This is a genomic window from Antarcticibacterium flavum (assembly GCF_006159205.1).
GTDB lineage: Bacteria > Bacteroidota > Bacteroidia > Flavobacteriales > Flavobacteriaceae > Gillisia > Gillisia flava.
In genome coordinates, this window is sequence record NZ_CP040812.1 from 2,625,978 (window position 1) to 2,649,570 (window position 23,593).

23 protein-coding genes and 1 pseudogene are annotated in these 23,593 nt (G+C 41.7%); 13 read left to right on the forward strand and 11 right to left on the reverse strand.

Features of this window, described 5'->3' with window-relative positions; translation table 11 throughout:
* Nucleotides 1–40: 40 nt before the first annotated feature.
* Genes FHG64_RS11255 through FHG64_RS11265 form a run of 3 tightly spaced genes read left to right on the forward strand, consistent with a single transcriptional unit; the run spans nucleotide 41 to nucleotide 2,651 of the window.
* Nucleotides 41–772, forward strand: coding sequence for a polyprenol monophosphomannose synthase (locus tag FHG64_RS11255; RefSeq protein ID WP_139066495.1), 732 nt, complete (start codon nucleotides 41–43; stop codon nucleotides 770–772).
* The gene (locus tag FHG64_RS11260) at nucleotides 772–2,118 is read left to right on the forward strand and encodes a dihydroorotase (protein ID WP_139066496.1); all 1,347 of its coding nucleotides are present in this window, start codon (nucleotides 772–774) and stop codon (nucleotides 2,116–2,118) included. Before FHG64_RS11255 ends, FHG64_RS11260 begins: the two co-directional genes overlap by 1 nt.
* A complete protein-coding gene (locus tag FHG64_RS11265; RefSeq protein WP_139066497.1) occupies nucleotides 2,118–2,651 on the forward strand; it encodes a DUF4296 domain-containing protein in 534 nt (177 codons plus the stop codon). The genes FHG64_RS11260 and FHG64_RS11265 overlap by 1 nt, the downstream gene beginning before the upstream one ends.
* Here FHG64_RS11265 and FHG64_RS11270 read toward each other — a convergent pair.
* Nucleotides 2,645–3,667, reverse strand: coding sequence for an NAD-dependent epimerase/dehydratase family protein (locus FHG64_RS11270; protein ID WP_139066498.1), 1,023 nt, complete (start codon nucleotides 3,665–3,667; stop codon nucleotides 2,645–2,647). The two genes, FHG64_RS11265 and FHG64_RS11270, sit on opposite strands and share 7 nt — an antisense overlap.
* A 160-nt stretch (nucleotides 3,668–3,827) precedes the next feature.
* On the opposite strand from FHG64_RS11270, the gene tyrS reads away from it, so the two are divergent.
* On the forward strand, nucleotides 3,828–5,117 hold the full coding sequence (tyrS, locus tag FHG64_RS11275; RefSeq protein ID WP_139066499.1) for a tyrosine--tRNA ligase: 1,290 nt from the start codon (nucleotides 3,828–3,830) through the stop codon (nucleotides 5,115–5,117).
* Nucleotides 5,118–5,735: 618 nt separating this feature from the next.
* Here tyrS and FHG64_RS11280 read toward each other — a convergent pair.
* The 8 genes from FHG64_RS11280 to FHG64_RS11315 form a co-directional block, all read right to left on the reverse strand.
* On the reverse strand, nucleotides 5,736–6,755 hold the full coding sequence (locus FHG64_RS11280; RefSeq protein ID WP_394344178.1) for a LuxE/PaaK family acyltransferase: 1,020 nt from the start codon (nucleotides 6,753–6,755) through the stop codon (nucleotides 5,736–5,738).
* 32 nt (nucleotides 6,756–6,787) lie between these two features.
* Complete coding sequence (locus FHG64_RS11285; protein ID WP_139066500.1) at nucleotides 6,788–7,126, reverse strand: T9SS type A sorting domain-containing protein; 339 nt, start codon at nucleotides 7,124–7,126, stop codon at nucleotides 6,788–6,790.
* 384 nt (nucleotides 7,127–7,510) lie between these two features.
* Entirely contained in the window at nucleotides 7,511–8,539 is a 1,029-nt protein-coding gene (arsB, locus tag FHG64_RS11290) for an ACR3 family arsenite efflux transporter (protein ID WP_139066501.1), read from the reverse strand.
* Nucleotides 8,539–9,174, reverse strand: a complete 636-nt coding sequence (locus FHG64_RS11295) for an arsenate-mycothiol transferase ArsC (RefSeq protein WP_139066502.1) — start codon at nucleotides 9,172–9,174, stop codon at nucleotides 8,539–8,541. Before FHG64_RS11295 ends, arsB begins: the two co-directional genes overlap by 1 nt.
* A 28-nt stretch (nucleotides 9,175–9,202) precedes the next feature.
* Entirely contained in the window at nucleotides 9,203–9,655 is a 453-nt protein-coding gene (locus FHG64_RS11300) for a DUF6428 family protein (RefSeq protein WP_139066503.1), read from the reverse strand.
* Nucleotides 9,656–9,687: 32 nt separating this feature from the next.
* Entirely contained in the window at nucleotides 9,688–10,023 is a 336-nt protein-coding gene (locus tag FHG64_RS11305) for an ArsR/SmtB family transcription factor (RefSeq protein ID WP_139066504.1), read from the reverse strand.
* Nucleotides 10,024–10,203: 180 nt separating this feature from the next.
* On the reverse strand, nucleotides 10,204–13,032 hold the full coding sequence (locus FHG64_RS11310) for a TonB-dependent receptor (protein WP_139066505.1): 2,829 nt from the start codon (nucleotides 13,030–13,032) through the stop codon (nucleotides 10,204–10,206).
* Nucleotides 13,033–13,120: 88 nt separating this feature from the next.
* The gene (locus tag FHG64_RS11315; RefSeq protein ID WP_139066506.1) at nucleotides 13,121–14,449 is read right to left on the reverse strand and encodes a hypothetical protein; all 1,329 of its coding nucleotides are present in this window, start codon (nucleotides 14,447–14,449) and stop codon (nucleotides 13,121–13,123) included.
* 328 nt (nucleotides 14,450–14,777) lie between these two features.
* Between FHG64_RS11315 and FHG64_RS11320 the strand changes: the two are divergent.
* Nucleotides 14,778–15,460 (forward strand): annotated as a pseudogene (locus FHG64_RS11320) (response regulator transcription factor).
* A complete protein-coding gene (locus FHG64_RS11325) occupies nucleotides 15,460–16,536 on the forward strand; it encodes a sensor histidine kinase (RefSeq protein WP_285897032.1) in 1,077 nt (358 codons plus the stop codon). The pseudogene FHG64_RS11320 and the gene FHG64_RS11325 overlap by 1 nt, the downstream one beginning before the upstream one ends.
* Here the strand turns inward: FHG64_RS11325 and FHG64_RS11330 are convergent.
* Nucleotides 16,474–17,529, reverse strand: coding sequence for a glycosyltransferase (locus tag FHG64_RS11330; protein ID WP_139066508.1), 1,056 nt, complete (start codon nucleotides 17,527–17,529; stop codon nucleotides 16,474–16,476). The two genes, FHG64_RS11325 and FHG64_RS11330, sit on opposite strands and share 63 nt — an antisense overlap.
* 106 nt (nucleotides 17,530–17,635) lie before the next feature.
* On the opposite strand from FHG64_RS11330, the gene trmB reads away from it, so the two are divergent.
* The 7 genes from trmB (at nucleotide 17,636) to FHG64_RS11365 (ending at nucleotide 22,368) form a co-directional block, all read left to right on the forward strand.
* Nucleotides 17,636–18,310: a tRNA (guanosine(46)-N7)-methyltransferase TrmB gene (gene trmB / locus FHG64_RS11335; protein ID WP_139066509.1), complete on the forward strand. Its 675-nt coding sequence runs from the start codon at nucleotides 17,636–17,638 to the stop codon at nucleotides 18,308–18,310.
* Nucleotides 18,311–18,314: 4 nt separating this feature from the next.
* A complete protein-coding gene (locus tag FHG64_RS11340; protein ID WP_139066510.1) occupies nucleotides 18,315–18,938 on the forward strand; it encodes a LysE family translocator in 624 nt (207 codons plus the stop codon).
* A gap of 1 nt (nucleotide 18,939) precedes the next feature.
* Complete coding sequence (locus tag FHG64_RS11345; protein ID WP_139066511.1) at nucleotides 18,940–19,281, forward strand: MGMT family protein; 342 nt, start codon at nucleotides 18,940–18,942, stop codon at nucleotides 19,279–19,281.
* A gap of 219 nt (nucleotides 19,282–19,500) precedes the next feature.
* Nucleotides 19,501–20,634, forward strand: coding sequence for an Mrp/NBP35 family ATP-binding protein (locus tag FHG64_RS11350; RefSeq protein WP_139066512.1), 1,134 nt, complete (start codon nucleotides 19,501–19,503; stop codon nucleotides 20,632–20,634).
* Nucleotides 20,635–20,874: a NifU family protein gene (locus tag FHG64_RS11355; protein WP_139066513.1), complete on the forward strand. Its 240-nt coding sequence runs from the start codon at nucleotides 20,635–20,637 to the stop codon at nucleotides 20,872–20,874.
* A 41-nt stretch (nucleotides 20,875–20,915) separates the two neighbouring features.
* Nucleotides 20,916–21,977, forward strand: a complete 1,062-nt coding sequence (locus tag FHG64_RS11360; protein ID WP_139066514.1) for an NAD(P)/FAD-dependent oxidoreductase — start codon at nucleotides 20,916–20,918, stop codon at nucleotides 21,975–21,977.
* A 55-nt stretch (nucleotides 21,978–22,032) separates the two neighbouring features.
* Nucleotides 22,033–22,368: a 2Fe-2S iron-sulfur cluster-binding protein gene (locus tag FHG64_RS11365; protein WP_139066515.1), complete on the forward strand. Its 336-nt coding sequence runs from the start codon at nucleotides 22,033–22,035 to the stop codon at nucleotides 22,366–22,368.
* Here the strand turns inward: FHG64_RS11365 and FHG64_RS11370 are convergent.
* Entirely contained in the window at nucleotides 22,365–23,138 is a 774-nt protein-coding gene (locus FHG64_RS11370) for a DUF3050 domain-containing protein (RefSeq protein ID WP_139066516.1), read from the reverse strand. The two genes, FHG64_RS11365 and FHG64_RS11370, sit on opposite strands and share 4 nt — an antisense overlap.
* Nucleotides 23,139–23,593 lie beyond the last annotated feature (455 nt).

The following is a 23,593-nucleotide window of genomic DNA, read 5'->3' on the forward strand; positions in this document are numbered from 1 at the left end:
TAAACCTCAAAAATAGTTACATTTGTGCAAAAATCCAGACATGTCAAATGGGATAATCATTATACCCACTTACAATGAAATTGAGAATATTGAGCGTTTAATAAGGAATATTTTTTCCCTGCAGCGTAAATTTCATATTTTGGTGGTAGATGATAATTCTCCAGACAATACTGCACTTAAAGTGAAGACCCTGCAAACCGAATTTTTTGGGGCATTATTTTTGGAAGAACGTACAGGAAAACAGGGGTTAGGCACAGCTTATATTCATGGGTTTCGATGGGCACTTGCAAGGGATTACCAGTATATATTTGAAATGGATGCCGATTTTTCCCACAATCCCAATGATCTTATACGTTTATATAATGCCTGTTCGAGAAAAGGAGCCGATGTTGCTATTGGATCTCGTTATAAGACCGGGGTTAATGTGATAAACTGGCCTATGAGCCGGGTACTTATGTCCTGGCTTGCATCAAAATATGTAAGGCTCATTACCGGTATGGATATACACGATACCACTGCCGGTTTTGTATGTTATAAGCGTGGGGTGCTGGAGAAGATCAATTTGGATAAGATCCAGTTCGTTGGGTATGCGTTCCAGATCGAAATGAAGTTCAAGGCACATTTAATGAAATTTAAAATAAAGGAAGTTCCCGTAATCTTTACAGACAGGACGAAAGGAACATCAAAAATGAGTGGAGGAATAATTTCTGAAGCTGTCTTTGGGGTAATAAATATGAAATTTAAAAGTCTTTTTAATAAGATGTCAACGTAATGAAGAAGGTTTTAATTAAGAATGCACGAATCGTTAATGAAGGAACGATCACAGAGGGAGATGTTTTTATTGAAAATGGGGTTATTGCTGAAATTGCAGATAGCATAAGTGCCAAGTCTCCAGATGTGAACATTATAGATGCAGAAGGGAATTACCTGTTGCCAGGGATCATAGATGACCAGGTGCACTTTCGGGAACCCGGTCTCACTCATAAGGATACTATCGAAACTGGCTCCATGGCAGCAGTGGCAGGAGGGATTACTTCCTTTATTGAAATGCCAAACACCCTGCCGAACACTACTACTATTGAAAAGCTAGACGAAAAATTTGAAATTGCCAGGAAAACCTCCTATGCGAATTATTCCTTCATGTTTGGCGGTACCAACGACAACCTGCAGGAGATCCTCAAAGTTGATCCCAAGACCACGGCAGCTATAAAATTATTTCTGGGTTCCTCCACGGGTAATATGCTGGTAGATGATCAAAAAGTGCTGGAGGAGATCTTTACGAAATCCCCTTTGCTAATTGCGGTGCATTGTGAAGATGAAGCTACTATTAAAAAGAATTACGAGGAGCAACTCGAAAAATACGGGGAGGATATTCCAATAGAAAATCACCCGAAAATAAGAAGTGAGGAGGCTTGTTATTTGTCCTCTTCCCGCGCAGTAGCACTGGCAAAGAAAACCGGCGCGAGGCTTCATGTTTTTCATCTTTCTACGGCTAAGGAATTATCTCTCTTTGATAATAAAAAAGCCCTTAAAGATAAAAAGATCACGGCAGAGGTGTGTATTCACCACCTTTGGTTTAACGATCAGGATTATGCGAAAAAGGGAACCTTTATTAAATGGAACCCTGCTGTAAAAACCAAAAAGGACCAGGAAGCACTGCTGCAGGCATTGATCGATAATCGTATAGATGTTGTGGCTACAGACCATGCACCGCATACCAGGGAAGAAAAGAAAAATAAATATCCTAATGCTCCAAGTGGAGGGCCATTGGTACAGCACGCCCTGCCGGCGATGTTGCAGCTCTACCACCAGGAGAAGATCACCCTGGAAAAGATCGTGGAAAAGATGTGTCATAATCCGGCAATTTTATTCCAGATCGAAAAACGCGGCTTCATAAGGGAAGGATATAAAGCCGATCTTGTTCTTGTGGATCTCAACTCTCCATGGGCAGTGCAGCCAAATAATATACTTTATAAATGTGGATGGTCTCCTTTTGAAGGCGTGACATTTAAATCACGGGTAACCCATACTTTTGTTAATGGAAGGCTGGTCTATAAGAATTTCAAAGTGTTGCCATTTTCTCCTATTGCAGAGCAATTAACCTTTGACAGAAAGTAATGAGGAGATTGTGGATCATTTTTCTGGTTTTTGCGATTTTTTCCTGTCGGGATAGCGATAGGGTAAAAGAACCGGAAAACCTGATTCCCGAGAATAAAATGGTAGAGGTACTTACAGACCTTTCCCTGTTGAATTCTGCAAAGAACTATAACAGGCGGCAATTGGAAAATACCGGGCTTAGGCCAATTGAATACTTATATGACAGGCACGGTATTGACAGTGTAAGCCTTGCCCAAAGCACCAGGTACTATGCCAATTTCCCATCAGATCTGGAGCGTATCTATTCCCGTGTTAAAAGTAATCTTGAAAAACTTAAATCTACTTTGGAACACCAAAGAGAGGAAGAGAGAAGAGTGCAGGATTCCATACGGGAGGCTGAAAGTGATTCCCTTCGGGAACAACCACAGGATTCCATCCTGCAAATAAACAGGTTTGGGGATTCTATCTATGTAAATCCAGAGATCTTCAGGAGAAATCCGCAGGATTCTCTACCTCCTGCGATGGAGGTGGAATTTGAGGAAAGCGATCAATAATCAATGCTGTTCCACTTTCTGTAATAGCCTGCTGTTTCCTTTATAACTTCTTCCAGGGGTGTAAATTTAAAATCCAGCTGCTCTTTGATCTTTTTATTTGAGTAGTAGGTATTTTCAAAGAGGCTTTTGTGATCACCTTTCCTAATGAGCTTTTTTCCGCCAAACCAGGTAGTTATACTCTGGAGGATCCAGCCTATATAGACCATCCAGGGTTTAAGTTGCTTCCCTGGTGCTGGTTTATTTAGGTGTTTGGCAACAAACTGCAGGACTTTCTTAAAGCTTATATTTTCTGTGATAACAATAAATTGTTCATTCTTTACGGGAGAGTCCATTGCTTTAATAGCTGCTGCTGCCACATCCTTTACACCAACAAACCCTGTGACCTTCGGGAAATGATAGTTGAGACCCTCATCCACCTTTTTAAATATTAGGCTGCTGCCTTTTTTCCAGGATCCCGCACCAAGAATAACCCCGGGGTTAAGGATCACCACGGGTACTCCTTCCTGTGAGGCTCTCCACACTTCAATCTCTGCCCCATGTTTGGAAATGGCATATTCGGTATGATCATTCTCTGGATGCCAGGTGAAATTTTCTGTAACATATTCCTCGCCAATAGTCAAACCCATAGTTGCTACAGAACTTATATAGCATAGCTTTTCCACTTTAAAGGCTATACACAGGTTCGCAATATTGGCTGTGCCTTCAATGTTGGTTTTCCTTAATTCGGCTGTATCTGCAGGATTAAAGGAAACCAGTGCTGCGCTGTGATAAACACTGGTTATTCCTTTAAAAGCTTTATTAAGGGCGGGTATGTCATCCAGCGGTGCCTTTACCCAATCTATTTTCTTATAGAGTTTTTCACCTTCAGTCTTACCAAGGTTTAAGGCAAAGATCTTTTTTACGGCATCAAAACTGCTGCCCTCCCTGTAAATAGCTCTTATATATTCTTCGGTTTGAGTAAGATCGAGCAGGAGATGGGATCCTACCAAACCGGTTCCTCCTGTAACTAGTATCATAAGGTAAATATAGCACTTTCAGCTTAGGAAAAATGCGAGTTATTGGTATCTTTACCGCTGTTTTCCTAAATGGGCAGGTATTTAAAAAAGACAAGAAGTGCGGTTAGAGAATAGCCATATTTGAAAGGGAAGACACGTGATTAATTAAGAATTAAGAGATATGAATTTTGTAGAAGAAATTACCTGGAGAGGCATGCTGCACGATGTGATGCCCGGGACAGAGGAACATTTAATGGAAGGAATGAGAGCTGCGTATGTAGGTATAGATCCCACGGCAGATTCCCTTCATATTGGACATCTTGTTGGGGTGATGATGCTCAGGCATTTTCAATTGTGTGGACATAAACCCTATGCCCTTGTAGGAGGAGCTACAGGTATGATAGGTGACCCCTCTGGTAAGTCGGCAGAACGTAATTTGTTGGATGAAGAAACCCTTAGACATAACCAGGAATCCCTAAAAAAACAGCTGGGGAAATTCCTTGATTTCACAGGAAATAAGGACAACACTGCTGTACTGGTGAATAACTATGACTGGATGAAGGATTTCTCTTTCCTTGATTTCATAAGGGACGTGGGAAAGCATATCACGGTTAATTACATGATGTCCAAGGATTCGGTTAAGAAAAGGTTGTCATCTGATGCTTCTGAAGGTATGTCGTTCACCGAGTTTACCTACCAGCTGGTACAGGGATATGATTTCCTTCACCTTTACCGGGAATTTGACTGCACCCTGCAAATGGGGGGCAGCGACCAGTGGGGTAACATCACTACAGGAACTGAACTCATACGTCGCATTGGAGGCGGTAAAGGTTTCGCCCTTACCTGTCCTTTAATCACAAAAGCCGATGGAACAAAATTTGGCAAAACTGAAAGTGGGAACATTTGGCTGGATCCTAATCTTACTTCCCCATATAAATTCTACCAGTACTGGCTCAACACCAGCGATGAGGATGCTGAAAAATATATCAAAATATTCACTTTCCTTACAAAGGACGAAGTGGAACAGCTGGTAGAAGACCATAAAGAAGAGCCGCATTTAAGACAATTGCAAAAGAGGCTGGCAGAGGAGATCACAATAATGGTACATTCAAGGGAGGATTTTGAAAATGCTGTAAAGGCATCTGAAGTGCTGTTTGGAAAAAGCACTGCCAGTGACCTGCGGGAACTAAACGAGGCTACCTTTCTGGATGTCTTTGAAGGAGTGCCGCAGGCTGAGATCCCAATTAATGAGGTGGAAGAGGGGCTGGATATGATCGCAGCACTTTCAGCACAAACTGGCTTTTTAAAATCCAACGGGGAAGCGCGACGTGCACTTAAAGAAAATTCTATCTCTGTAAATAAAGAGAAAGTGGGTGAAGATTATAAGATCACCCGGGATGACCTTATAAATAACAAATTTGTGATCCTTAATAAGGGTAAAAGGAATACCTATATAATTAGAGTGGTTTAGAATACAAAACCCCTCCAGGCGAGAGCCTGAAGGGGTTTGCAACTAACTAACCAATCTAATATGAAAAAACTTCAATTAGCTGTAAACAAAAACCTAACCAAAAATTATGTTTACATTATATAGGTCGGGAGATTATGCTTTCATTACAGGACGAACTGTTAAATTTTAAATTTTTTAATCTTTTGATATTTAGTTCTTTGACTGCTGTTTTTATCGGCTTGTGAGCTCCCCTGTCCATGCGGGTTTTGGAGCCTTTAGCACTTTTGATCCTTCTTGGAATAATGTGAAAATATTCTCAGAAGAATCTGGTAACATTTAATTGAGGATTATATAAAGTTGAAAATCAATTAGTAAACTGTCATTTGGGTAATTTTAATTCCAATCTGGCAGCTATGGAATATAGAAAATCCTTTAAGTTTCTCTCCTTTACTCTTTTCACAATCACCTATCTTTTTGGGATGTGGAGTATTATGTACCTTGAAAACTCATTTTTAATAATAGTAATGGGTGCTGGATGTGCACTGTTTCTATCTCTGTTTTTAATTTCTCACTTTATATGCTCCAAATAAACCAGGAGATTTACTTTCGTATGAAAGTAAATTTTTTTAATCAGGTTCTTTAGACAACCATTAAGTTACATCCTCTAATATCGCTGTTGTCAAACCTGCCAAGGATCTCAATTTGATTTCGCCCTTTGACCTTTCCCAGGTCCTGCGTAGCGATAAAAGAACAGGAATTGATATTCGCGAGGTCAATGACATTGACGCCTCCGGTTTTTCCTTCCGGCAGGTAGGTTAGGGCATCTTCAGGATCCCTTATAAGGATCTTCAGCCAGGGAGGACATTGGAATATTCCGTGGCCTCTTGAGTAGGCTTGTGATAAGAGTTCGGTCATGCCATATTCACTATGTATGGCATCTACTCCAAATCCTTTTTTTAGGATTGCATGAAGTTCCTCCCTAATCATTTCCTTACGCCGGCCTTTCATTCCACCGGTTTCCATCACAATTGTATTTTCTAGTTGAAAAGAAGAGCTTTCCACCAGGTCCAGAAGGGCAAAGGATACTCCCAAAAGCAGCACTTTGGTACCAGCTTTGTCAAGGCGGTTAAGATTATGTCTTAGAATGTCCAGGTCGTCCAGGTAAAATCCGCTCTCGGGATGTTTGCTTTTCAAAATAAGATCGTTGGCCATATAAATGAGCGAGGAGCCATCTCTTTCAAGATAAGAGGGTAGCAGGGCAAGTACCACATATTCTTCAACGTTGCCGTAAAATTGCCTGAAAGCCCTGTTGTAACTCTCTTCGTAAATCTCAATATCCTTTATAAGGTGTTTACTGGTATTGCTACCTGTGGTGCCGCTGCTGGTAAATACCTTTTGAACCTCACCTTCAGCAGGAAAAATTTTTAGGCTTTTAAAGAATTCAATGGGAAGGAATGGTATTTCCTGCAGGGAAGTTACTGCTTCCGGCATAACCTTCAGCAGGTCACAAAATTCCCGGTATACCTCGATGGTATTATATTGATAATTGAAAACCTCCAGTGCCGTTTTCAGGAAATCTTTATCAGAAGTAATAGAAAAAATTCGGTTTTTGTCCATAGCGTGGTAATGGCAAAAATAGAAATAAAAAAAGCTTCTCATTTGAGAAGCCGTATAATTATGGGCAGTAAATTTTATTTTACCACAAGCTTTCTGGTTGCCTGGGTGTTCCCCTCCCTTATCTTCAAAATATAAATGCCCGGAGTTAATTCTGAAACATCCAGTTCCTTTCCAATTAATTTAGCAGAAAGTACCACCTTACCCAGCACATTATAGACCTCTATCTCCTTTGACTGATTTTTATCTGAAGTGATATAAACCTTATTCCCGGTTACCGGGTTAGGATAAATAGATAGCCCGGAAATAGGCTTTTCCTGCACGCTTGCAGGAAATGTATTGCTTTGAGCTGCCACCACATTGGAAAACAGCAAAAAACAAACCAATAAGAAACTCAATAAGTAGTGCTGCTTCATGCTTTTTGGTATGGTTATTACAAACTTACATAAAATTATTCAAAAATGGTACCAAATATTTTTAGCGATTTCGTTAAAACAGAGTTATTTAGGAATGTGAAAAAAGAACCTGGTCTGGATTGCGAGATCGCTAAACTTAAGATGCAATAGTGGTTGAGAGATTAAAATACATAAGATTTTCCTGAAATCTTCAAAAGGTTAGAAAAAACGCTTTACATTTTTCTCTGCGATTTTCCGGGGAATAGGATAATTTATGAATTTTTCATTGGCAACTGAACTGGTGTTGAATAATGGCTTTTCGGCCTTACTACAGGCTCTAAGAGTTGGGAGCCGATGGTGCCTGGACTTCAAAATCGATAAGCTTAAAGCATAATCTTTATTCCACTAATATTTCTGCTTGTTGGCATAATTTACCAGGGAGAGCATCACAGGTACTTCTACCAGGACTCCTACTACACACACCAGGGCAGCCGGACTATCCAGTCCAAATAAGCCAATTGCCACAGCAACTGAAAGTTCAAAGAAATTACTTGCCCCTATCATTGCCGCGGGAGCACAAACCTTGTGTGAGAGATTTAATTTTTTCCCCGTGAACCAGGTGGCAAAGAATATGAAATAGGTTTGAATGATAAGGGGTACTGCTATAAGAAAAATTACCAGCGGATTGTTTAGAATATTTTCCCCCTGGAAGGCAAAGAGCAAAATGAGGGTTAAAAGCAGCGCAATAATGCTTACAGGCTTAAATTTTGGAAGAAAATCCTTCTGAAACCAATTTGTCCCATGTCGTTTAATAAGCAGGTTGCTGGTGAGTATTCCTGCAATGAGAGGTACTACAACATATATTAAAATGCTAAGGATGAGAGTTTCATAAGGCACCACAACGTCTGTAATCCCTAACAACAAACCTACTATAGGTACGAAAGCAAAGAGAATGATGAGATCGTTTACAGAGACTTGCATTAGGGTGTAATTTGGGTCTCCATCTGTGAGGTAGGACCATACAAATACCATTGCAGTGCAGGGGGCGGCGCCCAGAATAATGGCACCTGCAATGTATTCCCCGGCAAGTGCGGGATCGATAAAGGCAGCAAATATCTTCGTGAAGAATATCCAGGCAAAGAAAGCCATGGTGAAAGGTTTTATGAGCCAGTTCATTATCAGGGTAAGTACAATCCCCTTTGGTTTTTTACCTATTTTCTTAATGCTGGTAAAATCAATTTGCAGCATCATGGGGTATATCATCATCCAGATAAGGACTGCGATTGGGATATTCACCTGGTAGATCTCCCAGGTGCTCATTATCTGCATGGCGTCGCCCGCCATATATCCTATAAAAATTCCTGCGGCTATGCAAAGAGCAACCCAAAGGCTTAAATACTTTTCAAAAAATGCGATTTTCTTCTTTTCTGCCATTATTTTAGGTTGATTTGAGAGAATACATAAAAAAGTTCTGCTGCTATTTGGCGGCTTCGCTCCCTATATTTTTCTTCCTGTTTCGGGCTGCCGTCGAATTCTTTCGGATCCTCATAGGTAACAGGGATCCTTTTTTCGGCACCGGGAATAAAGGGGCATCCTACATCGGCCTGGGAGCAGGTCATGATAGCAGCAAACGCGGTCTGTGGATTGAAACTATGGTCATAGGTCTTCGAAAATCCAATAACCGGGTGCTCATTAGTATTATATTTTATACTGTGTACAGGATTTTTGGAATCAGAAAGTTTTTCAATTTTAAAACCCGAATTTTCCAGGGTTTTTGCTGCAGCAGAAAAAAGTGCTGTGGCCTCTGTCCCGCCAGAGTAACAACTTACCTGCGGCACCTTAAAGTAACAGGCCAGAGCCTGCGCCCACACCTGGGACAAGTGGCTCCTCCGGGAGTTGTGTGTGCAAATGAAATTAAGCCGAACAGGCTCCAATGATCCTACCTTACTTTGAATGTAGTCGATAAGTGGTTGTAAAATATTTTTTCGATCCTCAGCTACAGGTATGTTTATGAGTTCTTTTATTTCCCTTTCTATTTCGGGAAAGAGTTGGGTCGAATCTCTGGTCATAAATTCGTTTATTTACTGTTATTTAACCTTAGCAACAGCCGGAATTTGGGGCGCAGGAATTTGATTTCTCAATCTGCAACCTTTCAACAGGAACGTTGCACTTTTCTTTTGCAAGGCAATTGGTATTTTTTGGGACCAACAAGAAATTCCAGCCATCATAATCCAGCTCAAATTTTTCAATTGTTTGTCCCTGGTACTCTACTTCAATTTCCAGGTCGTCCAGGCCAAGGATTTTTTCAGACAGTTGGATGATATGTACTAATTTCTCCGGGTGCAATCTGTGGTCATAATCATTGGCATTCCAAAGTTGAAAATTGGCAACTTCTTCTTTCCTTACCGTCCCGCCACAGTCAATGAAATGTTTTGAAACTCTACCCACCTCTGTCACGTGAAAATGGCGGGGCACAAGCTCCCCGTTAGGAAGTTCAAATTGAATAGTCTCTGTAGCTGTAAGGATCTTTTTAATTTCTGAAAGTTTCATAGCGGTAAATTTTTATCAGTTTAATTCTCAAACTAACAGCAGTTGTTTGCTGGAGGGGGCATGTATTGGTCAAAGATTTTATTGAATTGTTCTTTTATTTCTTCCCATCGCCCGGGGTTGATACAGTAATTTACCCGGGTCCCTTCAATAGTACCCTGGATCACACCTATTTCCTTTAATTCCCTTAAATGCTGGCTTATAGTAGCCTGGGCCAGGCCCAGTTCATTTACCAAATCGCCATTGATACAACTGCTGGATTTCAAGAGATATTCAATTATGGCTATGCGGGCGGGATGAGCAAATGCTTTTGCAGCAAGGGCCAGTTCATTTTGAGTCTCAGAGAAAAGATCGCTTTTTGTAACTCCCATATTAATCCTTCGTCAACTTAATTTTCTACAAATATTTGTATATAGCAATATTACGATGAATAAAATTAAAGCGGAATTTTTTCAGCAGAAAAAGTTTAAAAAAAATAATTTGTGAGGGCTGGAAATTTTACAAAAAAAAGGGCGATCATTTCTGATCGCCCCGGCCAAATTAAACAAAATTTAAAATTTATATGAATAGCTAAGGGAAATGGGGGTCCCCGGATTTCTGATCGCGAATATTTGGTCCTCTGCATTAAATGACTGGAACCTGCTTTCAATATCATCATTCAGGATATTCTGTACCTTAAGGCTAATTGTGGAATTTCTGGCCTCCCCAAAGGTTTTACTGAAGTTGAAATTCAAACTATGGAAAGGCATTGTGTAAACATCTGGAACCGTACCAATACCTACAACTTCAAGTGTTTTACCCTGAACATTATAGTAGATCCCGGTTTGCCAGCCAGCATTCTCACTTGTATAATTCAGGCCTGTATTGATAAGGTAAGGCGATTGCCCCTGCAGCGGCCTTTTGCCGTCAAATTCCTCACCTGTTCGTAAGTTTCGTTGTTTTGATTCATACTCCCCATTAGGGCTCCGGTCCATTTCAACCTGGGAGTCTATTACAGATACATTTAAGTTCAGGTCAAAATTAGAAAGACCGGCATCAAGAAAGCCAAGATTGCGGCGTATCTCAACTTCAGCTCCATAAACAAGTGCATCATTCACATTACGTGGCTGCAGGTTATCTGAAGCAAAATCACTAAAGATGGTAAGTTCAATAGGATCTTTGAAAGACTTTACAAATCCGCTGAAGGCGATTAACTGCGCCTGGTCACCATAGATCTCATACCTTAGATCGAGGTTGTTAATATACGTTGGCCTAATATCAATATTTCCAATGAAGGTCCTGTTGGTCAAAGGATCATAGATCTGTGCGATAGAGGCTTCTTTAAAGGAAGGCCTTGCAGTGGTGCGGGCATAGGAAAATCTTAAATTGGCATTCTCTGTAGTGCTCAAGATGAAGTTGGCAGAAGGGAAAAAGTCTGCTTTGTCAATGAGGTGCGCATTATCCAGCCGTTGATCTCCAAGGTTATTTTGCCCGGTATAGAACAGGTCAAATTTCTCGAACCTTACTCCCAGGATCGTCTTTAATTTTTCTGAGATCCTGAATTCCTGGGAGGCATAAGCTGCTGCATTTGTATTATAGGCTTCAAAGGTGTTCGCCGGCTCATAAAAACCGTTGATGTAAGATCCTGTTCTTCTCTCGGGCGTCCAAATGTTGCCGGGTGCAAGGATCTCATTTGCATCACCGTTATAGTTCTGGCTTACACTTCCCTGAATAAGGATCTGGTATTGATCAATACTAAAATCCCTTTGCTTATAGGTGTAACCTCCTCCAAATTTAAGGATGGCATCCCTGTTAAATAGCTGGTGTCTTTTGGTTAGATCAAGTTTACCTACCAGGTTGATCTCCTCAAGGTCCCGCCATATTCGGGTAGGGCTTTCAGAAGAACTTGGACGTATGCTGTAGGTGTCATTGTTCCTGTTATATTCAAAGGCGGTGATCCTAACATCCTTATCATTGACCCTTGCAAGGGTAGGGGAAAGTTTCCACTCTGTGGTCCAGGAGGCATCTTCATTGCTGTGCTTCCCTGTCAACATAGCATTGGTAATAGAACGTTGAGAATACTCAAGGTTATCCCTAAAGGCTTCAATAGCATCTGCAAGGATCACGTTCTCATAAAAATATCCTGCTCTTGATTCCCCGTTTTGCAGGTGAAGAACGTTGAATTGATATTTAGACTGTGATGTTTTAAATGCAGTTCCTGCCATGGCGCTTATAAGAACATTGTTGGTGCCGTAATCACCGGTTAGGGTCCTGGCCGGCCTCAGCTCAAACTCGCTTGTAGCACGGGGTTTAAGATAAGAGTTGCTTTCAAAATCCTCATAGAACTCTGTTTCGTTTTTATAAGAGATAGATGCGAAGTAGCCAAGTTTATTATTATCACCAACAGTGTATTGGTTACCTGCAGTTAAACCGGCACTAAAGTCGATTGGACTGGTTGATGTTGTGGCACCAAGCGTTGGATTGAAACGTTGTGTTAACCTTGTAAGTGCTGCGTCATTATCAAATGGCCTTGGAAACGGCTGATTCCTTCTTACAGGCATATCCCTGGTGCCATCATCAAATCCAAGGAAATCTGTGCTGCTGCCATCATATTGGAGGTAGTTAGAATTAAAATGCATGGAAGGATTATAGGTTCCTCCAATAGAGAGGCTGTACTCTTCCCTTGATGGAAAATCCTTGGTAACTATATTTACCATTCCCCCTGTAAAATCGGCAGGAAGATCTGCAGTAGAGGATTTCACGACCTGGATATTATCCAGAATATTGGTTGGAAATAGGTCGAGCTGTATGGTATTCCTGTCGGGGTCCAGTCCCGGGATATCCATCCCATTGAGTATTGATTTGGTATACCTGTCTCCAAGTCCCCTCACATACACATATTTTCCATCCTGTACAGAGACTCCCGGCACTGTTTTAACGGCCGATGATACCTCTCCTGCACCAATTTTCGCGAAAGTTTGCGATGCCAGGCCATCCATTAAATTCACAGAGTTTCGCTGCAGGGTTAGAACAGATGCTTCTGTATCCCTTGCCGTCGTTGTAGTGATGATGATCTCATCCAGGGCCCCGGCAGATGATTTCATAGTGACATTAAGGGGTGTAGTCTCCCCGGCTTTTACTATTACATCGCTTACCTCAAGAGTTTCATAACCTACAAAGGAAAATACAACAGTGTAGGTTCCTTCCTGAACTTCAAGAACATAATCTCCTTCAAAATCTGAGGTGGTACCCGTGGTGGTGCCTTTTATATAAGCGTTTGCAAAGGGTAGAATGTCATTTACTTCTGCATCATTGATCACTCCTGCTATTTTCCCTTTTTGGGCGTATGAAAAATTGAACAAAAAACTTAAAATTAAAACCAGTGTGAATTTAGTATTCATAGAAATTTTATAATTATATATCTTATAGTAATTGCCCGTCCCTTAAAAGAGACGAGCAATTGCAGTCATTTTTTACTATTGACCTTAATTAAAATGCGCCACGCATTTTGGCAAAGGTCCAGTCAAATACAGAAAGATCTGCACCAACGGTCTCTTCTCCATCATTAATGGCGGTTGCAAAATTTGCAGTATCGGCTTTTAACGTGGTACTTGTGGTAGTGTCGTTGAAAATATCGGCAACATTTGATACCCCTTCAGGAAGAACAATTTCCCAGGCATCAAACACAAGGCTGCCGCTATTGTAGTTTCCTGCAGATCCTGCATCATCAAGTTCCACATCCTGTGCGGGACCAAAACCTTTGATAAATACGTTTTTTATGGTACCCATGGCTCCATCCCTAAAGTCGGCTATTTCACCATCTGGAGCAGTTGGATCCCCAATGATCGTAAGTCCATCTATGATGAAAGCGCCTTGTAAAGTTCCCTCCGGGCCATCTATTTCAAGGGCGTGATCAGAAATATTTCCCTGTATCACAAGGGCATTAGTGATTGTGCCGGAGTAAGCCTGGTCTATATCAAGACCATCATCTCCACCTGCGAATACCACTATATTGCTGGAATTAACATTACCTCCAAACCATTCAACACCATCATCTACATTTCCAACAATTTCAATATGGTTAATAGTTGTACCTCTACCTACGCCTCCAAGGGTAAGGCCATTGATCTCGTTACCCGATCCAATAAGGGCTCCCCCGTGACGTATTGAAACGTACTCAAGAAAACCTGAATTATCCTCGGGATCGCTGCCGCCATATCTTCCAAAGTCATCATCGGCCGGGATTCCTTCTATTTGTGAGATCTCAGAATCCCCTTCAAATGAACTTGGTGCATAGCCCAGGATGATAACACCGCCCCATAGCCCCCTGTCATTCTCGTCCAGGTTTGTGCCGGCCAACTGGCCAATTTGGATATTGTCATTAACTGAAGTAAAAATTATAGGCTGCTCGGCAGTACCCCTGGCATCTATCATTCCCCCTCTTGCAACGATTAAGGCAGAAGCCAGAGACCCTGTCCCTTCACCTCCTTTAATAATGGTTCCCGGTTCTATTGTTAATGTCACTCCATTACCTACTACCACTTTTCCATTCAATTCCCATATCACGTCATTGGTTAAGGTAAGGTCCTGTGCAATAAGGCCGGCAAGGTCTTCATCTACAACAGCGCCTCCTCCATTGCCTCCACCATCACCAGGACAGGCAGCACACGGCCCGCCGCAATCAACTCCAGTTTCAAGTCCATTTTGAATACCATCTGTACAGGTGGCAAGTTGCTCAATGCTGGTGTCATCATCACTGTTACAGCTCGTGAAAACTAGAGCTGATAAGGCAAATGCGGTTAGAATTAATTTTTTCATACTTGGTTTACGTTTAAAATTCTATTTTTTGGTTTTTAATACAGGACAAATTAACGGGCTTAATCCCTCCTGAAGCTTATCTAAACTTTAACCTTGGGTTAAAAGCGGCATCCGGTATGTTATCTTTGGGTTTAGAAATAGGGGTTTTTAACCGGGGGTGGAAAAGGGGCGTACCCCCGTGAAATGAGGAAAACCATTGAAGTCAGAGGAATACGAAGGAGAAGGCAGTAGGTCGTTTGTTAACCCAGTGTTACTTCCTGTACAGGTGCTTAAGGTGAAATCCCCAATTTTATATATACATTTGTGTAAGTTAGTTTACAATGTTCCTATGAAGAAAAAAGACATTTTGATCCTTCTGGTAGATGATGAGCCAGATATCCTGGAGATCGTAAGTTACAATCTTACTGCTGAAGGTTACAAAGTAATCACGGCCGAGAACGGTAGCAGAGCGGTCCAGCTTGCCAAAAAGAAAAAGCCCCACCTTATCATCCTGGATGTAATGATGCCAGAGATGGATGGGATTGAGGCCTGTGAACAAATAAGGAAAATGCCCGAATTAAGCGAGACTATCATTACCTTCCTTACCGCCCGGGGGAGGATTACTCCCAAATGGCAGGATTTGATGCGGGGGCAGATGATTATATTACCAAGCCTATTAAGCCTAAGGTTCTTGTAAGCAAAGTTAAAGCCCTGCTTAGAAGATTTCGCGATAATACCGACAGTTCAAATATTGTAACTATAGGGGATCTTGTGATCAACCGTGATGAATATAAGATCATAAAGGATGATGAGGAAATTGTCCTGCCAAGAAAGGAGTTTGAACTGCTCTCCCTGCTTGCCTCAAAACCCGGAAAAGTATTTAAAAGAGAAGAGATCCTTGATAACGTGTGGGGAAATGAAGTGGTTGTTGGTGGTAGGACCATAGATGTACATATTAGAAAACTACGCGAAAAAATTGGGGATGACAGCTTTAAAACCGTGAAAGGTGTAGGATATAAGTTTGTGGAATAATGCCAAATTTTAAAAGATCATACAAGTTTGCTATAAAGACTTCTTTGTTCATAACCGTACTGTTAACGCTCCTGGTGAGCGTTTTTTTGTGGATGAGATATGAGTTTGAATGGGAGCCGGTTGCTGTATTTGGGTTAATTTCTTACATGTTCTCCTTCTTTATCATTCAATACAGGGTAGAGCACTTTATATACAAAAGGGTTAAAAAGATTTATGATAATGTAACCTTGCTGGATGCGAGCACTCTGCGGCCCAACCAGATCACTACAGATATGGCAACCCTTACCCGGGAGGTGGAAAAGTTTGCTGAAGATAAAAAACTTGAAATTGAGACCCTAAAAGTTAGGGAGACCTATCGTAAGGAATTTATGGGGAACGTCTCACATGAGCTTAAAACCCCATTGTTCACAGTGCAGGGTTATATCCTAACATTGCTGGATGGTGCTCTCAAGGACAAATCTGTGAGAAAAAAATATTTACAACGGGCCAATAAAGGGGTGGAAAGGCTTATTTATATAGTGAAGGACCTGGATATGATCACCAAACTGGAAACAGGAGATCTCCACCTGGTGATGGAGAACTTTAATGTGGTAGAGGTTATACAAAACTCCTTCGACCTCCTTGAAATGAAAGCTGCCAAAAAAGATATTACCCTCACTTTTGATATGGATTATGAAAAACCAATTTGGGTGTATGCAGACAGGGAGCGTATACAGCAGGTAATCACAAATCTGGTTGTGAATTCCATTAAATATGGTAAAAAGGGCGGGACTACAGAGATTAGTATTGAGAACCTTATCAAGAATAAAGTGATCGTAAGGGTTACAGATAACGGGGAGGGAATTGAAAAAACACATATTCCCCGGCTTTTTGAAAGATTTTTCAGGATAGATAAAAGCGGTTCAAGAAAAGAGGGAGGCTCCGGGCTGGGGCTTTCTATTGTAAAGCACATTATTGAGGCCCATAATGAAAAGATCTATGTGGAGAGTGTTTTTGGTGTAGGGAGTGAATTCTCATTCACTCTGGAAAAGAGCAAAAGCAGCCTTAAAGGAACTAAGGCCGTTAAGACCCAGTAAGCCCTTGTAATTCTTTGATTCCAGGTATTTCTCAACAGTGAATTCCTTTTGTTTACAGCTCCCGGCAAGATGGTTTTCTTCCAGCCGTTTCGCCAGGTACTCCTGCTCAAATTGTCCGGGCGTAGGGATAACAAAGAGCTTCTTTTCGAGCTTTGCAAGATCCATTAGACTTGTATATCCGGGCCTGCAAATCACATACAGGCTTTGGTTGATCACCTTCTCCAGCTCTATGGTAGTCATAAAATTATAAATACGAATATTATTTTGTTGTCGCATGCTCTGTTCCTTTTCAATTATCCCTCTTACCATAATAATGCTTCCCTTAAGGTCATTTAATTCGGTTAAAAGTTTTTTTTCCAGCAAGCTGCGTTGGGGTTCGGGGCCAGAGAGTATTAAAGCCAGGTCGTAAACAGGTTCCAGATCCAACTTTTCAAAACGGCTTAAAACCCCAAGATAGCGTACGGGAAAATCAACTGAAGTGTGACCCATTCTTCCACTCAGGGAAGGTTCTTCAGCAACATCGGGTACCCAGCATTCATCAAATTTTTTTATATAATTCTGCTGAATTTTACTGCTGAAGAAAGTGGCAAGCCCAGATAGTACTTTTATTTGATGGGTAATGAATACTGAAGGTACTTCGACCGATCTTACTCCCCATCTGTTATCTGAAATTATTCCTGAAATCCCGGCTGTTCTTACCAGTTTCTCTGTAGCAGCTTTTTCAGCCTTAATTGTCCTGAGGATATGAGGGGTCTTCAAGAGGAGTTTCCAGGGGAAAAAGAAGCTACTACGGGAATAGGTAATATCATAGGAAGGGAGTCCATGCCTTTCGAGTAAGGGAAATTCCTTTTCCAGCAGCCGCAAAGCTTCCCCGTCTGATGCCAGTACAGGTGTAAATCCATTTTCCTGAAGTTCCCTTATAATTGGAATACAGCGCGTTGCGTGGCCCAGGCCCCAATTGAGAGGGGCAACCAGAATTTTTTTTTCATGCATACACAAATATAATCTAAGGTCGCAGTAGACCGCATAAAAACCAATTTACAGGTTTTTGTCCCAGTCTATCCTATTTTATTTAATTTTACCGCAAATTGTCAAGAGCGTGGGGAGTAAGAATAAATTAAAAAGGTTCAGGGAAAACGAGAGTTTTCAAAATGTCGTCCAACCCTCCAGGGAGGAAATCACACAGGGCAATTTCAGCCTGAAAGGAAACTGGAATAAAGATTTCTTTAAAAATGAATTCCCAATAGTCCTTGAACTTGGTTGTGGAAAAGGGGAATACAGTGTGGCACTCGCACAGGCGAACCCCGGCAAGAATTTCCTTGGGATCGATATTAAAGGAGCGAGATTTTGGAGAGGTGCAAAAACGGCTCTTGAGGAAGATTTGGATAATGTGGGATTCATGCGTACGCAAATAGAGCTTATCGATCTTTTATTTGAGGAAAATGAAATTGATGAAATATGGATCACCTTTCCAGACCCTCAAATTAAATATAAACGAACCAAGCACAGGCTAACAAATTCGCAGTTCCTGCAAAAGTATAAGCACGTGCTTAAACCGGGGGGGATGGTGAATTTAAAGACAGACAGTGAATTCATGCACGGTTATACCCTGGGGCTATTGCACGGCGAAGGCCATGAGATCATACAGGCCAACCACGACGTTTATAAGAACGAATATTCTCCCAAAGACGTCACCGGGATACAGACTTTCTATGAAAAACAGTACCTTGAACAGGGAAAACCTATAACCTACATCCAATTTAAGATCAAATAGCACATTGGAGGAAACAAAAATTTTCCTTATTACCTACGTCGCGGCCCTTATTGGGGTGGTGCCCCCGGGTCTGGTCAATATGACCGTGGCCAAGACTTGTGTGGAGCATGGAAAAAGGAATGGGCTTTATGTGGCAATTGGGGCCTCTATAGTAGTTTTCTTCCAGGCGCTGGTTGCAGTGCTGCTGGCCAAATATATCTTCGATAACCCATATGTGCGCAATATTCTCCTGCGGGCAGGCCTGGTTATCTTTGTAATCCTTGGAATTTACTTCTTTATAAAGGCAAGGCAGGATCGCGGGATCGTGGAAGGTTCTACAAAGGCAAACAAGCACAGTATTTTAAAAGGGATGATCATTGCCGTACTCAATGTTTTTCCCATTCCCTATTTTGTCGCTCTTGGAGCTGCTCTTAATGTTGGAGGTGCAGTATCCTATGACGTTTCAATCATCATAACCTTCGTTTTTGCGGCCTCCCTTGGATCATTTACAACTCTTTATTTTTATGTGCTCTCCTTTGACAGGATAGAGGATAAGTCGGCAATGTTTGCCAAATATTCCAATTATTTTATGGCAGCACTTATGCTGGTGCTGGTAATTATCACGCTGCTGCGAATATTCTATTATTGATATGGCAACCGGAGACGATAATTTTTTTGAAAAGGTTTACCGGGTTGTACGACAAATACCACGGGGGCGAGTTACCTCCTATGGTGCAATTGCCAGGTACCTGGGTGCTGCCGGTAGTGCACGCATGGTTGGATGGGCCCTGAACAGCTCTCATTCCCGGGAAGATGTGCCCGCTCAAAGGGTAGTGAACAGGATGGGAATGCTCACGGGAAAACATCATTTTAGCGGTACCAATGCGATGCAGCAATTGCTCGAGGCAGAGGGAGTGAAGATAAAGGAGAACAAGGTTGTGGGGTTTGAAAAGCTTTTTTGGGACCCGGCAGAGGAATTACGGGAATTGTAGGCCGGAATATGTGAAATAAATCGGGTTGTTACGAGGGTATCAATTATAAATAAATCCTTCGTTTTCTTGACATTTACACCTATATTTGCATTTTAGAATCAGTCTATATAAGAAGCTGGATCTTAATTAATTCGCACCGGGAGAGTCGGTTTTAATTTGTCCTTACCTGGATGATTTCTTCTGAGGATTACCGGAGCAGTATTTGAAAAAAGCTATTCAATGAAATTAAACAGAAAAGATATACTGAATGCGCTGGAGACTATAACTGTTTCTGGAGAAGGAAAGAATATGGTTGAGAGTGGCGCGGTTCAAAATGTAATGACATTTGGAGACGAAGTAGTAGTAGATCTTGTACTATCAACTCCAGCCTTACATATCAAGAAAAGAGCTGAGGTAGATATTCTTAAGACCATTCACGAGAAGGTATACGAAAAAGCAAAAGTTAAAGTAAATATTAAAGTTGAAAGCAGTAGCGCGAAGCCGGAGATCAAAGGAAAAGCAATTCCCGGTATAAGCAATATCATCGCAGTTGCCTCTGGTAAAGGGGGGGTAGGTAAATCTACCGTAACTGCCAACCTTGCAGTATCGCTTGCAAAAATGGGCTTTAAAGTAGGGTTGCTGGATGCCGATATTTATGGGCCTTCCATGCCAATGATGTTTGATGTTGAGGTAGAGCGACCACTATCTGTAAACGTAGATGGAAAATCCAAAATGAAGCCTGTTGAGAATTACGGTGTGAAGATGCTTTCTATAGGATTCTTTACCAAACCAAGCCAGGCAGTTGTTTGGAGAGGGCCAATGGCTTCCAAAGCCCTTAACCAAATGATCTTTGACGCAGCCTGGGGAGAGCTTGACTTTATGTTGATTGACCTGCCTCCGGGAACAGGGGATATTCACCTTTCGATTATGCAATCCCTGCCAATCACAGGAGCTGTGATCGTGAGTACACCCCAAAAGATCTCCCTGGCAGATGCTAAAAGAGGTGTCGATATGTTCCAGCAGGAGAGTATCAATGTTCCTGTTTTAGGGATCATAGAGAATATGGCATATTTTACCCCGGCTGAATTACCTGATAATAAATACTACATTTTTGGACAGGAAGGTGCCAAAAGGCTTTCTGAAGACCTGGGAGTACCATTCCTTGGAGAGTTGCCACTGGTTCAAAGTATTCGGGAAGCCGGGGACATTGGAAGACCTGCTGCCCTGCAGGTTGGTACGCCATTGGAAAGCGCTTTTGAAAAGCTTACTCAAAATGTGGTACAGGAAACAGTGAACAGAAATAAGAGCCTACCTCCAACAGAAGCTATAAAGATTACGACCATGGCGGGGTGCAGTGCTGTAAAAACCAAATAGATGACAACAGAAGAGATAAGATTGAATGTTGAAAGAGCCCTTGATGAGATAAGGCCTTTTTTACAAAGTGACGGTGGGGATATTTCCCTTGTCTCTATTGAGGATGACCGGCTGGTCAAAGTACAGTTGCTTGGCGCCTGTGTAGGATGTCATGTGAATACCATGACCCTTAAATCTGGCGTGGAAATGACAATTAAAAAATATGTACCACAAATCGAAGAGGTGGTGAATATAGCCTAGGCACTCTTCTTGCTTAGTCTCAAATATTAAGTGATAAAAGAATGATCAAAACAGATATAATAATTATAGGCGCGGGGCCTACCGGCCTTTTCGCTGTCTTTGAAGCAGGATTATTAAAATTAAAATGTCATCTTATTGACGCCTTACCGCAGCCGGGAGGACAGTGTTCTGAGATCTATCCAAAAAAACCTATTTACGATATCCCGGGCTTCCCTGAAGTCCTTGCAGGGGACCTTGTAAAGAACCTTATGGAGCAAATCAAGCCTTTTGATCCCGGGTTTACTTTAGGAGAAAGGGCAGAGACTCTTGAGAAACTGAATGATGGCAGTTTTATTGTTACCACTTCCAGGGGAACTAAACATCATGCTCCAATTGTGGTAATCGCAGGGGGCCTTGGAAGTTTTGAGCCCAGAAAACCACCTATTCCCGTAATTGGAGAATATGAGGATAAAGGCGTGGAGTATATTATTCGGGATCCAGAAGTTTACCGCGATAAGCGGGTGGTGATTGCCGGCGGAGGAGATTCTGCCCTGGACTGGTCTATATTTCTGGCCGATGTTGCCAGCGAGGTTTCCCTTGTTCACAGAAGAAAAGATTTTAGAGGTGCCCTGGATTCAGTAGAAAAAGTGGAGGAGCTCTCCAAAATTGGCAAGATCAACCTTATTACTGAAGCAGAGGTAGTAGACCTTAAAGGTGAGGGTAATCTTGATTCGGTTGTTATTAGGCATAAAGGCCAGGCGAGCGATGAGGAAGTGAAGGTAACAGATCATTTTATTCCGTTATTTGGGCTTTCCCCTAAACTTGGGCCTATAGGCGACTGGGGGCTGGAGATAGAGAAGAACGCCATTAAAGTTGATAATACCTACGATTATCAAACCAACATTCCCGGCGTATATGCCATTGGTGATGTCAATACCTATCCAGGCAAATTAAAATTGATTCTTTGTGGTTTCCACGAGGCAGCTATAATGTGCCAGAGTGCCTATCAGCGTATTTTTCCTGATAAGAAGTATGTAATGAAGTATACCACTGTGAGTGGAGTTGACGGTTTTGACGGATCCCGTAAGGAGGCCAAAAGAGAAGTTGTAAAAAGTATAAATTGAGAACAGACCTCACAGGTTTCAAAAACCTGTGAGGTCTTTTGATATACCTGTATCAATGTCTGATATTAAAATTACCATTATAGACCGTGAGGGTGAGGCACACGTTGTGGATGCTCCTACAGATATGAATATGAACCTTATGGAGGTGGTACGCTCCCACGAGCTGGCTCCCGAAGGTACTATTGGAATTTGTGGCGGGATGGCCATGTGCGCATCCTGCCAGTGCTACGTATTGAGCCACCATCACCTGCTTTCCGAAAAGAGTTTTGAAGAGGAGGATATGCTGGACCAGGCGTTTTATGTAGAAGATAACAGCCGCTTAGGCTGCCAGATCTTTATGACTAAGGAATTGGAAGGACTCGCAGTTAAACTTGCACCGGAATCTACTTAGGAAAAGCTATGTTCTGCCAGCAGTTCCTCGCGAATGCCGTTCCAGAGCAGCATTCTGCTTTTTAAACAGCTAAGGGAAACCTCCCGCACCTCTTCCCATTTTTGTTCATCTGTACCGCAAAGTTCTTCCACCAGTGCTGTGGCAGGTTCTTCCAGGCATCTCAGATCATTCAGTCTATCAAAAAAGTAGACTGTTTGTTCCAGGTTATCTTCAGGAAATCTATGCTGAAATTCTTTTATTTTTTCTGAAAAGTTTTCAGGAATAATACCGGTCCGGCCCAGGGTAAATGCGGCTGCGATCTTATGAGGTTTTCCTTCAGAAATAATATCGAAAGTATTTTTAATGAATTGGCGGATGCTTACCGGTAGATCGCACGTAGCTATTACCAGGAAAATATCTGTTCCGTGAGTAACCTGCTTCAGGAAAGAATCTATTTTTAAGGTGCTGGCTCCATTGGCCTGCATCGCATCAAGGTACATTTCAAACTGGCTTTGTCTTTGGCCGTTATAATTTCTTCCGGTTTCATAGGCGAGTACCAGTTTATTGATAAGATATCTTACTTCCGGATCTCCCACGGGAAACCAGGGGCTGTTAGTTTTTGTAAAATGTTCCTGTAAAAATTTGAGGAGGGACATGAAATCCCACACGGCATAGACGTGATGCTCCATAAAACATCTAAGATCGTCTGGATGGCTTATTTCCCGGTAGAGTGGATGCCGCAGTAGCTGCTCCACATGTGGCTTAATGGTAAAATTTATGTCTCGCATCATAATCCTCCTTGTGATGCAAATGTAAAATCCATAAAAGGAAAATTAAAATCTTAGCGTATTTTTGTAAATATTTATTACCTGTTCCAGGTAAAAGATTTATTTTATAATATGAGATTGCAACAGGGATATTTCGTAGGTGTTTTGATATTTTACTCTAAAAAGTCCAAAGACTATTTAAGGGTAGATGGGGTTATGGCAAAAACTCCTAAAGCTCTTAAAACTGAATGCTGCGAAAAATACAAAAAGGGCAAACGTTGTAAACGCTGCCCTTGTTTTGATCTCTTATAAATTTCCTTTCAAACTCCTATTCCCGGTATATCAGAACCCCATTCTCTATTTTACTAAAGCCAATTTTGGGATAATATTCCACCGCCCCGGGGGCAGAGAGTAATAATAGGGAGGTGGAAATAGGCCTTCTAATTCCTGAGCTGTTATAGACTCCAATGGTCGCTGTT

What these genes read in the sequence shown, in the direction of transcription:
- FHG64_RS11300 (WP_139066503.1), bottom strand. Translation starts at nt 9,655, where the DNA reads ATGAAACTTTCAGAAATTAAAAAGATCCTTACAGCTACAGAGACTATT.
- FHG64_RS11360 (WP_139066514.1), top strand. Translation starts at nt 20,916, where the DNA reads ATGATCAAAACAGATATAATAATTATAGGCGCGGGGCCTACCGGCCTT.
- FHG64_RS11285 (WP_139066500.1), bottom strand. Translation starts at nt 7,126, where the DNA reads ATGAAGCAGCACTACTTATTGAGTTTCTTATTGGTTTGTTTTTTGCTG.
- FHG64_RS11260 (WP_139066496.1), top strand. Translation starts at nt 772, where the DNA reads ATGAAGAAGGTTTTAATTAAGAATGCACGAATCGTTAATGAAGGAACG.
- FHG64_RS11270 (WP_139066498.1), bottom strand. Translation starts at nt 3,667, where the DNA reads ATGATACTAGTTACAGGAGGAACCGGTTTGGTAGGATCCCATCTCCTG.
- FHG64_RS11325 (WP_285897032.1), top strand. Translation starts at nt 15,460, where the DNA reads ATGCCAAATTTTAAAAGATCATACAAGTTTGCTATAAAGACTTCTTTG.
- FHG64_RS11315 (WP_139066506.1), bottom strand. Translation starts at nt 14,449, where the DNA reads ATGAAAAAATTAATTCTAACCGCATTTGCCTTATCAGCTCTAGTTTTC.
- FHG64_RS11295 (WP_139066502.1), bottom strand. Translation starts at nt 9,174, where the DNA reads ATGACCAGAGATTCGACCCAACTCTTTCCCGAAATAGAAAGGGAAATA.
- FHG64_RS11350 (WP_139066512.1), top strand. Translation starts at nt 19,501, where the DNA reads ATGAAATTAAACAGAAAAGATATACTGAATGCGCTGGAGACTATAACT.
- FHG64_RS11365 (WP_139066515.1), top strand. Translation starts at nt 22,033, where the DNA reads ATGTCTGATATTAAAATTACCATTATAGACCGTGAGGGTGAGGCACAC.
- FHG64_RS11355 (WP_139066513.1), top strand. Translation starts at nt 20,635, where the DNA reads ATGACAACAGAAGAGATAAGATTGAATGTTGAAAGAGCCCTTGATGAG.
- tyrS (WP_139066499.1), top strand. Translation starts at nt 3,828, where the DNA reads ATGAATTTTGTAGAAGAAATTACCTGGAGAGGCATGCTGCACGATGTG.
- arsB (WP_139066501.1), bottom strand. Translation starts at nt 8,539, where the DNA reads ATGGCAGAAAAGAAGAAAATCGCATTTTTTGAAAAGTATTTAAGCCTT.
- FHG64_RS11265 (WP_139066497.1), top strand. Translation starts at nt 2,118, where the DNA reads ATGAGGAGATTGTGGATCATTTTTCTGGTTTTTGCGATTTTTTCCTGT.
- FHG64_RS11330 (WP_139066508.1), bottom strand. Translation starts at nt 17,529, where the DNA reads ATGCATGAAAAAAAAATTCTGGTTGCCCCTCTCAATTGGGGCCTGGGC.
- FHG64_RS11310 (WP_139066505.1), bottom strand. Translation starts at nt 13,032, where the DNA reads ATGAATACTAAATTCACACTGGTTTTAATTTTAAGTTTTTTGTTCAAT.
- FHG64_RS11305 (WP_139066504.1), bottom strand. Translation starts at nt 10,023, where the DNA reads ATGGGAGTTACAAAAAGCGATCTTTTCTCTGAGACTCAAAATGAACTG.
- FHG64_RS11370 (WP_139066516.1), bottom strand. Translation starts at nt 23,138, where the DNA reads ATGATGCGAGACATAAATTTTACCATTAAGCCACATGTGGAGCAGCTA.
- FHG64_RS11255 (WP_139066495.1), top strand. Translation starts at nt 41, where the DNA reads ATGTCAAATGGGATAATCATTATACCCACTTACAATGAAATTGAGAAT.
- FHG64_RS11280 (WP_394344178.1), bottom strand. Translation starts at nt 6,755, where the DNA reads ATGAGAAGCTTTTTTTATTTCTATTTTTGCCATTACCACGCTATGGAC.
- FHG64_RS11345 (WP_139066511.1), top strand. Translation starts at nt 18,940, where the DNA reads ATGGCAACCGGAGACGATAATTTTTTTGAAAAGGTTTACCGGGTTGTA.